Source organism: Photorhabdus viridis (assembly GCF_040256935.1).
In the GTDB taxonomy this organism is placed as follows: domain Bacteria; phylum Pseudomonadota; class Gammaproteobacteria; order Enterobacterales; family Enterobacteriaceae; genus Photorhabdus; species Photorhabdus viridis.
Genome location: NZ_JBEJZY010000082.1, coordinates 1 through 8,582, shown reverse-complemented (window position 1 = coordinate 8,582; position 8,582 = coordinate 1). Strand labels below are relative to the sequence as shown.

Here is an 8,582-nt window from a genome sequence, read left to right as displayed (position 1 = left end):
GCCGAAAAAAGCCCCGAGCTTGCATTGGGCCTTCATCAATCTGGGAAAACTGGCCGACTGGTACGATTCCAAACGCACGGGTCGAGTCGGATGGGAACGACTTTGGGAAGGCTGGTTTCGGCTGCAAACCCTGATAGACGGCTATTTGCTGGCTAAATCAGTTGATTTGGAGATCTGATCAAGAGACAGCAGCCAGCAGCGCATTGAACTCACCTAAAGAGTACCCCAGCAAAAAATCCGCTTTTATCCCTTTATCTTTACTTCAAGATGGCTTAACACATTAACAACAAACAGGGCAACTTGGGCAAACTCCGTCTGCGTCAAACGTTTTCCTCCTTCGCTACATAGTTCAGCCAAATCATAGCCTGCAACTTCACTGGTTTCCTTTACTTGGTGCGGGTAGCGGGCAAACAACTCTGCCCCCATACCTTTAAATTGTGAGCCCTACCCTGGAAACATAATGGTCAACATTAGTTTTCATTCCTCTATTAAAAACGATAGGTTATTCCAAATAGGAAATGATGCATGACAAAGTGGTAGATACGTTCATTGAGCGTGAATACTATATTTCATAAGCAATCTAACTATTGGATTCATGATCAAAATTATTAACTTTATATTTTTCAATAAGTTGATTTAATTTTTATTTTTTGTTAATAAATTGATTTCGTGATGTCAATCACATTAACAAATTTTTATCATTTTAGGCTATTGCTCTTAAAAAAAACAATGGGTAGAGTATAACTTATTGCAGATTGATTATTTTTTTTAATAATATTAATAATATTAATTATTTATCCGGAGAGTGAAAGCAATTCTATATCTGATAGGTGGTATCAATTTATTGTTTTCTCATTTAACTATGTTAGCTAATATGTCATCACTATAATCAATTAGTGTTTTAAATATATCAAAATATAATTCTATTTTGATATATTTAAAATAAGGTTAGGATTATGATTGTATATTTTGGTGGGTTGAGAGGAGTTTTGAAAGAGTATATAAAATACGGATATAAGATTTTTTGGGTTATTAGAGAGTATGATTATGTTTTGAGCGACTCAGAAATAAATGTAAATAAAATTATATTGTCAAAATTAAATGTAGATGAAGTTCTTTGTTTTTTAACGAAACATAAATTTAAAAAAAATATTCACTGTGTTAGCTATCATGATGATTATCATGATATCGCAGTAGAAATCTCTGCTAGATTAGGGGGGAGCTGTAATATAAAGAGTAACTCTAACCTTATATCTAAAAATAAAACATTAAGTCGTGATTTAAGCAATAAAATATTTGATATTTTTATTAAATTTCATGAAAAAAAAGAGGATAGCACTATCGACCATATTTTAAATATGAGTTTTCCCATAATATCAAAGCCTATAAATGGAACTGGTAGCAAGGATATTAAATTATTACAGAATAAGCATGAATTAGAGTTGTTATTTGAAAAATTAACAACAAGTACATTATTTGAAGAATATATACATGGAGTAGAATTTAGCGTAGATAGTATATCTAAAGATGGTATCCATAAGGTATTAATGATTGCAGAAAAACGTCTTTTTGATGGCACATTTGTAGAGAAATCTCATTTAATTGGAACAAAAAAGAGTAAAGAAATCTGGTTCATAGTAGAAAAAAAAGTAACTGCTTATTTGAATGCCATAGGGTATATTGATGGAATGTCACATATTGAGGTTAAAATATTAGATGATAAAATATCATTTATTGAATGTCAATTACGTATGGGAGGAGATTATTTATGGGAGGCTTATAATATTATTACAGGGAGTAGTCTTGTAGATCTTTCTTTCAAATCAGATCAGGATGAAAACTTTGAAATAAGTGAATTAAAAACAACATTACATTCAGATGAAATTGTAATTATAGAATTTTTTTCTTGGAATATTGAAAGTGGTAATTTATTGTATTGGTCAGGCATAGAAGAGGCTGAAAATATAGATGGTGTTTATCTAATAAAAACTATGGATAATATAGATATTTGCAAGCACCCTGTTAGTTCAAGTCGTGATAGAGATTTAGTAATAATATTAAAAGGAAATGATTTTGAAAAAATGGAGCTTGATAAAAACAAAGTAATTGAAAAAATTAGGCCTGTTGTGAAAATTAAAGTGAAAAGTGAGGAGTTATGATTATTTTCTTTGGAGGGAATAGGGATATTTTATCTTTTTATATAAAAAGTAAAAGGAAAATAATATGGTTTCTTCATAATAATTGGGACCGTAAAGATGATGTTTTAATTTATAACTGTGACAAATATTTACTTGATGATTTAGATGTTGATAGATGTATACCTATAATAGAGAAATATAATATAAAGGGTGCTAAATGTGTGAGTTATCATGATAATTATCACGAGCTTTCTAAATCCATAGCTAATCATTTTTCCATAGAGTCAAATTATAACTCAAATGCAAATATGATCTCAATGAATAAAGAGCTAGCTAGAAATGTCAGTAATAAATATTTTGATCTTGATGTTAAATATACTTTAAGTAATGGCCTGATATCTAAAAGTAAATGTTGTTCGTTAAAAGAATATAATTTTCCTTTAATTATAAAACCTAGAAATGGTACCGCAAGTAAAGATGTGAGAATCATATATTCATATAAAGAGTTAATTAGTAATCTACCACTAAATTTAAATTTCTTAATTGAAGAATATATTCCTGGAAAAGAATTTAGTGTGGAAGTGGCTTCTTTTAATGGTAAGCATAAGGTTTTAATGATTTCTGAGAAAACCTTATTTCCAGATACTTTTATTGCAAAAACTCATACTACTGGAACAATACTTTGTCAAAAAATTTGGAATAGAGCTGAGTCTATTATTAGTAAATATCTTAATGAGATTGGTTATTCAAATGGCATCTCTCATGTAGAAATTAAGTATAATATGGGACTTATTTCTTTTATAGAATGTCAGCATAGAATGGGGGGGGGATTTCTTACGAATGCATATAATTATTTGACAGGGGATTCTATTTCTGAAATAGCTTATAATATAGATACAGATGAAAACTTTGATTTCAATAAAATAAAAACCACTAAAGATATAAATGATGTTGTATATATTGAATTTTTCCATTTGTATATTCCAGGTAGTGAGATTGTTAGTCTTAATGAAATTAAATGTCTAGATAAAAAATATGGTATATTAAAAATTGGATATAAAGAAAATGATTTGTTCCAACATAATCTAAAAGATGGGTTTGATCGTGATATCCATATCATTATATACGTGAATACTTTTGAGGATATTAAAAATTATAGAGAAAAGGCTGTCAGGTTAATTGATCCAATTGTATCAATAAAAATTAGCGGTGAATAATTTCATGTTATATATAAAATTTCTTTCAATTGGTGAGTTATTTAGACATGCTAGTAAATCAATGTTATTGCTTGTTTTCTCTGGAGTTTTATATGAAGAAACAGGGAGTATATCGTCTATAGGAATAATAATATCTTTTGAATTAATTTCTTCAATTGTAACTCCAAGCATTGCTAGTTTCGCTATTAAAAAATATGGGTCTTTTAATATATTAAAATCAATGGCATTTATTAGCCTATTATTATGTTTTATTGCATGGATAAAGTTACAATTTTCCACACATATATATATTTATATTCTGATATCATTTATTTTAAGTTTTAATACCCCTTTTATACGAAGTTCTATTTTTTGTATTACGCCTTTACTTTCTTACAGTCATTCTTTAACAAAATCCAATAGCTATATAGCCATTTTTACGCAAATTGGTCAATTAGTTGGAATGTGTGTTGCTGCCACCATTTTTAAACTAAATGAGTTTTTAAATAGTACGCTATTAATTGCAGCCATTGGATACTTTATATCTTTTGTTTTTTATATCTTATCTACAAAAAATATATTTGATAATACTAAAGAAAAAATCCATGAAAAAAATTCATATTTAAAATTTAAAATTACTAGCAAGTTCAATTCTATAGCTTTATTTTTTTTAATTCTATTAAGTAGTTTTGAAGTTACTTATGTTGTAATATTTAATATGTTGTTGGCACCTATTGTTGATTTTTCATTTAATAATGATAAATATTGGATGTCATTATTGGATTCATTGTTTGCATTAGGAGCAATTGCTGGAGGGGTATACTCTAGCAAAGTAAAATCATTATCTTTCATAGCAGTTTTTTTAAATCAAATTTATTTTTTTATATTAATGATTTTTTATTTTAATTTGGCTAAAGTTCCTATTTTGTTATTTTGTTTTATATTTGGATTTGGCCTTAGTATTTCTGGAATATATTGGAATTCTCTATTCCAAAAATATATTAAAACTAACGAGCTAAGTAATTTAATTGCTATTAGAAGTACTCTTGGCTCTATTATTGGTATTGTTATTAGCTATTCTATATCCAAGTTTTTTTTGGTTGGATTCAACTATGTTGTAATAATGGCAATTTTTATCCCAATAATTTCTTGTGCTATTTTTTATTTTGTGATTTATAGATATAAGAGTTTAAAGTCAGACTTAAAAATAATCCAGTAATCCTTTATTAAATGTAATGGTAACTTTAATGAAAATCAAAAAAGAAAATATAGAAAATATAGAAAATCTTTCATATACAGATTTTGTTGCTTTTGTAAATCAAACAAACGTTCCTCCTGGTTCTTTTTCCACTGTGACAAAGTGGATGAATAATTCGAATCTTAGTAAAGATTCTAATGTATTAGAAATTGCATGTACAACTGGGTTTTCCATATTAAATCTAGTTAAAAATTCTGGGTGCTCTGGCGTTGGCATAGATATTAGTGAATCCTCTATTAATAGAGCAAAAGAAAATTCTATATCTATGGGACTAAATAGTAAAACTCAATTTATTAATATGGATGCTACAAAGTATACTTCAGATAGAAAATATACTCATATAGTAGTTGGTGCAGGATTGGGATTCTTTCCTAAGCCTGATTTGATGATTAAACAAATGGAATTTTTATTTGATGAAGAAGGTTATTTATTAGCATCACCATTTTATGTAACTAGTGAAATACCAAAAAATCTAGTTGAGAGTGCTAAAAATATCTTCGGGATAACACCTACAAATATAGGATATAAAGATGTTATGGCTCTTTACAATAATTTTAATATTCACTATGAAGATCGAATTATTCCAGAGATGGAAACGGAATCTGAGTTAACACATTATTGTGAATCAACAATAATTCGGGCATGTAAAATTTATAATATTACTGATGAAGAATATTATAGTGTCATGTATAATAGGCTTTATAAAATAAAAGAAATGTCTAATAAACTAAGGCCTTATCAAGGATATTCAGTAATAGTATTTAGTTATGATAAAAAAATTTATCCTAACCGCTATGTTGAACTATTTTAATCTAGGATTAGATGAATGATTCTTACCGGTAATAAAATTATTGAATCTGTTAACTCAGGTAGCATTATTATCTCTAACTTTGATATTAAAAGAATAAATCCAAATAGCTATAACTATTTATTGGGAGAACACATCAAGGTTTTTAAGTACCAAGACGATAATGGAGAAAATATATTTGAAGATGTAATTATTGGTAATGAAGGGTATGTTCTTTACCCAGGATATATGTATTTAGGTGTGACAGATGAAATTATTGGTAGTTCAATATATGCAATGTCTTTGATTGGTCGTAGTTCTATGGGGAGGTATGGTCTCTTTCTTCAAATTTCAGCCAATTTAGGACATACAACCTCTTCACACAAATGGACACTGGAATTATATGCTTGCAAACCCATACGAGTCTATCCCAAGATGCCTATAGGACAAGTGTCATTTTGGAATAATTTAGGTGATGTAGTTTGCATGGGAAAAACTTATGCTCTATTTAATCATCCTCAAAAGAGAATTCTATCATGATTTTAACAGGCTCAAAGATTATAAAAGAAATTAATAATGGCAATTTAGTGATAACTCCATTTAAAACCGATAGAGTCAGTACTAATTCATATGATCTAGCATTAGGGAAAGAATATCTACTTTATACAGATGAAATTATAGACCCAAGAAAAAAATCAAATTATGAATTAAAAAATATACCTGATTTGGGATTAAAACTTAATCCTGGTGATTTTATTTTAGCAAGTTCAGAGGAAGTAATTGGTAGTGAGAAATATGTTCCTCTTATACATGCTAAATCCGGTATTGCAAGATCTGGACTTTTTGTGCATATTACTGCAGATTTGATAGATATTGGTTCGATTGGCACAGTCACATTTCAGTTATATGCAACATTACCCATTACTATTTATTCAGGCATGTTACTTGGGCAGGTTACTTTTTGGAATGTTGATGGTGAAATTAATTTATATAATGGTAAGTATCAGAAATCCAATGGTCCTCAGCCATCCAAAACCCACCTTGACTATATTAATTAGGAGTTATCTATGAATATTTATGAGATAAATTCCCTTGTGAAAGATTTAAAAAATTTCCCCATAAATAATGACTCTGCTATTTTAATAGATCCAGGTGATAAAAAGGTAAATAAAATAACAACGTCAAAATTAGCTAATAATCTGCCTTCAGATTACAAAATACATTTTATAAAAAAAAATAAAAATGAGATATTAAATGGAATAGATAAGTCAATCTCTTCATATTTGGATAGTGATTCAGTAGGTGATTTTTTATTCGAACTAAAAGCGGCTTTTTTTTTATTTGAGTCAATAACAGGTGATTATAATCCTCTAGTATCACTACGTGTAGTTACCCAACATTATATAAAAGAAGAATATCCTTCTGTAAGTGAGCTATACCATCGGGATGCCGCTGCGTTAACTTTAACTAAATGTTTTTATGGTGAAGGAGCTATTTATATAAAAAATGATAACGTGAAACGGGACTTTTTTTCTGAGAATTCAATAGCATTTAAAGATAGTGATGCTACTTATAATCCAGATGATTATCATATTGTCCCTGATAATTTTTGGTTATTTTTAAAAGGTGAAATGTATAAAGGAATAGACAAAAGAAATCAAGCTGTTTTTGATTTTATTTTAGGTGAAAACGCAGAGTTTAAAGAATATTTTAAAGGAAAAGGTTTAATCCATAAGGGTGGTAGATTTCATAAAACAAGTAAACGTATTGTATTTACCATTAGCACGTATAAAACGGAATATCAATGATGAGAGACTTTATAATTGGAACTTGGCAGTTGGGGGGAGAAGGATGGTCAACTGCTAACATTAATGAAGCTTATGAAGCTTTAGGTTACTCTTTAGATAATGGGGTAACTGAACTTGATACAGCACCTACATATGGCTCAGGAAAGTCTGAACAGCTTATTGGGAAAATATTAAAAGAAACTTCAAATAATAATGTAAAAATAATAACTAAAATACCGCCTAACATGATGAGCAAAGAAAAGGTAATTGATAGTGTTAAAGGTAGTCTAGATCGTTTAGATGTAGAGTCTGTTGAAACAGTTCTTATCCATTGGCCGGCAGGTACAATGGGAACCGATTTAATAGATATAAAAGAAACCTGTGAAGGGCTTAATATAGTAAGAGACTCTAATCTTTGCAAGAAAATTGGCATATGTAATTATGAATATGATAGCTTAATTGAAATTGAGGAAAATATAGATATTGATGTCTATCAATATTCATACTCACCTCTTTTTCGCGGAGTTGAAAATAAAATATTAACTCACGTTAAGAAAAGGGGAAAAGAATTTCAGGCATATTCACCTTTATCATTAGGAATTTTAACTAACAATTATAATAAAAGTATATTTGATTGTGATGATCACAGAAATCATGTTGTTTTATTTGATGAAAAAGTAAGAAAAATAGTTCATGAAGCTCGTGAGAATATTGAAAAAGTTATTAGATTAAAAGATGATATTGCTTTGGCTGCATTATCATGGGTTCAAAAAAAGGGAGCTATACCTATAATTGGAGCCCACAAAATTAAATATGTAAAATATTTTTTAGAAAATAAGTATGATTTATCAAATGAACAGGTGAATTTGATAGATAATAGTACTTCTCTATTAAAGAGTATATTGAAAAAACGAATTTCTTTATGGGGGTAGAATGGTCAAAATGCATATTGCACTTCGTTCTATTGATTGTAAGAAAATGGCTGATTTTTATGTGAACCTTTTAGGTTTTAAAATATTAAACTTTATATCTGATGACAAAGGACGGTTCGATATTTATTTTTTATCTGACACTGAAATACCCAAGTTGGAAATCATTACAAACTGGGATGAAAAAAATATTACTCAAGGAAGGACTCTATTTCATTATGGGTTTTATATAGAAAACTATCATGAGATTTTACAGTGTTGTAAAAAAATGGAACTCCCAATTATTGAGCAGAATACAGTAAATGATAAATTGCAATTTTATACTTTAGATCCTGATGGAAATTTTTTGGAATTTACTGAGAGTTAAGTCTATGTAAGTATATACCCGTAATCATTGAAGATGCTTGATTTTATCCGAAATGGAGATCATTATCCTCGCTATGAAAATATTTATTACATCAGAACAAAAAATCAAACTTGAACGTCT

10 protein-coding genes and 1 pseudogene are annotated in these 8,582 nt (G+C 28.7%); 10 read left to right on the top strand and 1 reads right to left on the bottom strand.

Annotation, left to right across the window (positions count from 1 at the left end; translation table 11 throughout):
• Positions 1–178, top strand: a pseudogene (locus ABR397_RS21425) (IS4 family transposase); the annotation flags it as partial.
• A gap of 65 nt (positions 179–243) precedes the next feature.
• Here ABR397_RS21425 and ABR397_RS21420 read toward each other — a convergent pair.
• The gene (locus ABR397_RS21420) at positions 244–426 is read right to left on the bottom strand and encodes a hypothetical protein (RefSeq protein WP_350307484.1); all 183 of its coding nucleotides are present in this window, start codon (positions 424–426) and stop codon (positions 244–246) included.
• 530 nt (positions 427–956) lie between these two features.
• Here ABR397_RS21420 and ABR397_RS21415 point away from each other — a divergent pair.
• From ABR397_RS21415 to ABR397_RS21375, 9 genes are read left to right on the top strand one after another with little or no spacing between them, the layout of a single operon-like run.
• Complete coding sequence (locus tag ABR397_RS21415; RefSeq protein WP_350307483.1) at positions 957–2,159, top strand: ATP-grasp domain-containing protein; 1,203 nt, start codon at positions 957–959, stop codon at positions 2,157–2,159.
• The gene (locus ABR397_RS21410) at positions 2,156–3,355 is read left to right on the top strand and encodes an ATP-grasp domain-containing protein (protein WP_350307482.1); all 1,200 of its coding nucleotides are present in this window, start codon (positions 2,156–2,158) and stop codon (positions 3,353–3,355) included. Before ABR397_RS21415 ends, ABR397_RS21410 begins: the two co-directional genes overlap by 4 nt.
• A gap of 4 nt (positions 3,356–3,359) precedes the next feature.
• A complete protein-coding gene (locus ABR397_RS21405; protein ID WP_350307481.1) occupies positions 3,360–4,553 on the top strand; it encodes an MFS transporter in 1,194 nt (397 codons plus the stop codon).
• Positions 4,554–4,581: 28 nt separating this feature from the next.
• Positions 4,582–5,403 carry a class I SAM-dependent methyltransferase gene (locus tag ABR397_RS21400; RefSeq protein WP_350307480.1) on the top strand — a complete coding sequence of 274 codons (822 nt, stop codon included), beginning with the start codon at positions 4,582–4,584 and terminating at the stop codon, positions 5,401–5,403.
• 15 nt (positions 5,404–5,418) lie between these two features.
• Positions 5,419–5,919 carry a dCTP deaminase gene (locus tag ABR397_RS21395; protein ID WP_350307479.1) on the top strand — a complete coding sequence of 167 codons (501 nt, stop codon included), beginning with the start codon at positions 5,419–5,421 and terminating at the stop codon, positions 5,917–5,919.
• Complete coding sequence (gene dcd, locus ABR397_RS21390; RefSeq protein WP_350307478.1) at positions 5,916–6,437, top strand: dCTP deaminase; 522 nt, start codon at positions 5,916–5,918, stop codon at positions 6,435–6,437. The genes ABR397_RS21395 and dcd overlap by 4 nt, the downstream gene beginning before the upstream one ends.
• A 9-nt stretch (positions 6,438–6,446) precedes the next feature.
• A complete protein-coding gene (locus ABR397_RS21385; protein WP_350307477.1) occupies positions 6,447–7,187 on the top strand; it encodes a hypothetical protein in 741 nt (246 codons plus the stop codon).
• Positions 7,184–8,098 carry an aldo/keto reductase gene (locus ABR397_RS21380; RefSeq protein ID WP_350307476.1) on the top strand — a complete coding sequence of 305 codons (915 nt, stop codon included), beginning with the start codon at positions 7,184–7,186 and terminating at the stop codon, positions 8,096–8,098. Before ABR397_RS21385 ends, ABR397_RS21380 begins: the two co-directional genes overlap by 4 nt.
• A gap of 1 nt (position 8,099) precedes the next feature.
• Positions 8,100–8,462, top strand: a complete 363-nt coding sequence (locus ABR397_RS21375; RefSeq protein WP_350307475.1) for a VOC family protein — start codon at positions 8,100–8,102, stop codon at positions 8,460–8,462.
• Positions 8,463–8,582: the final 120 nt, after the last annotated feature.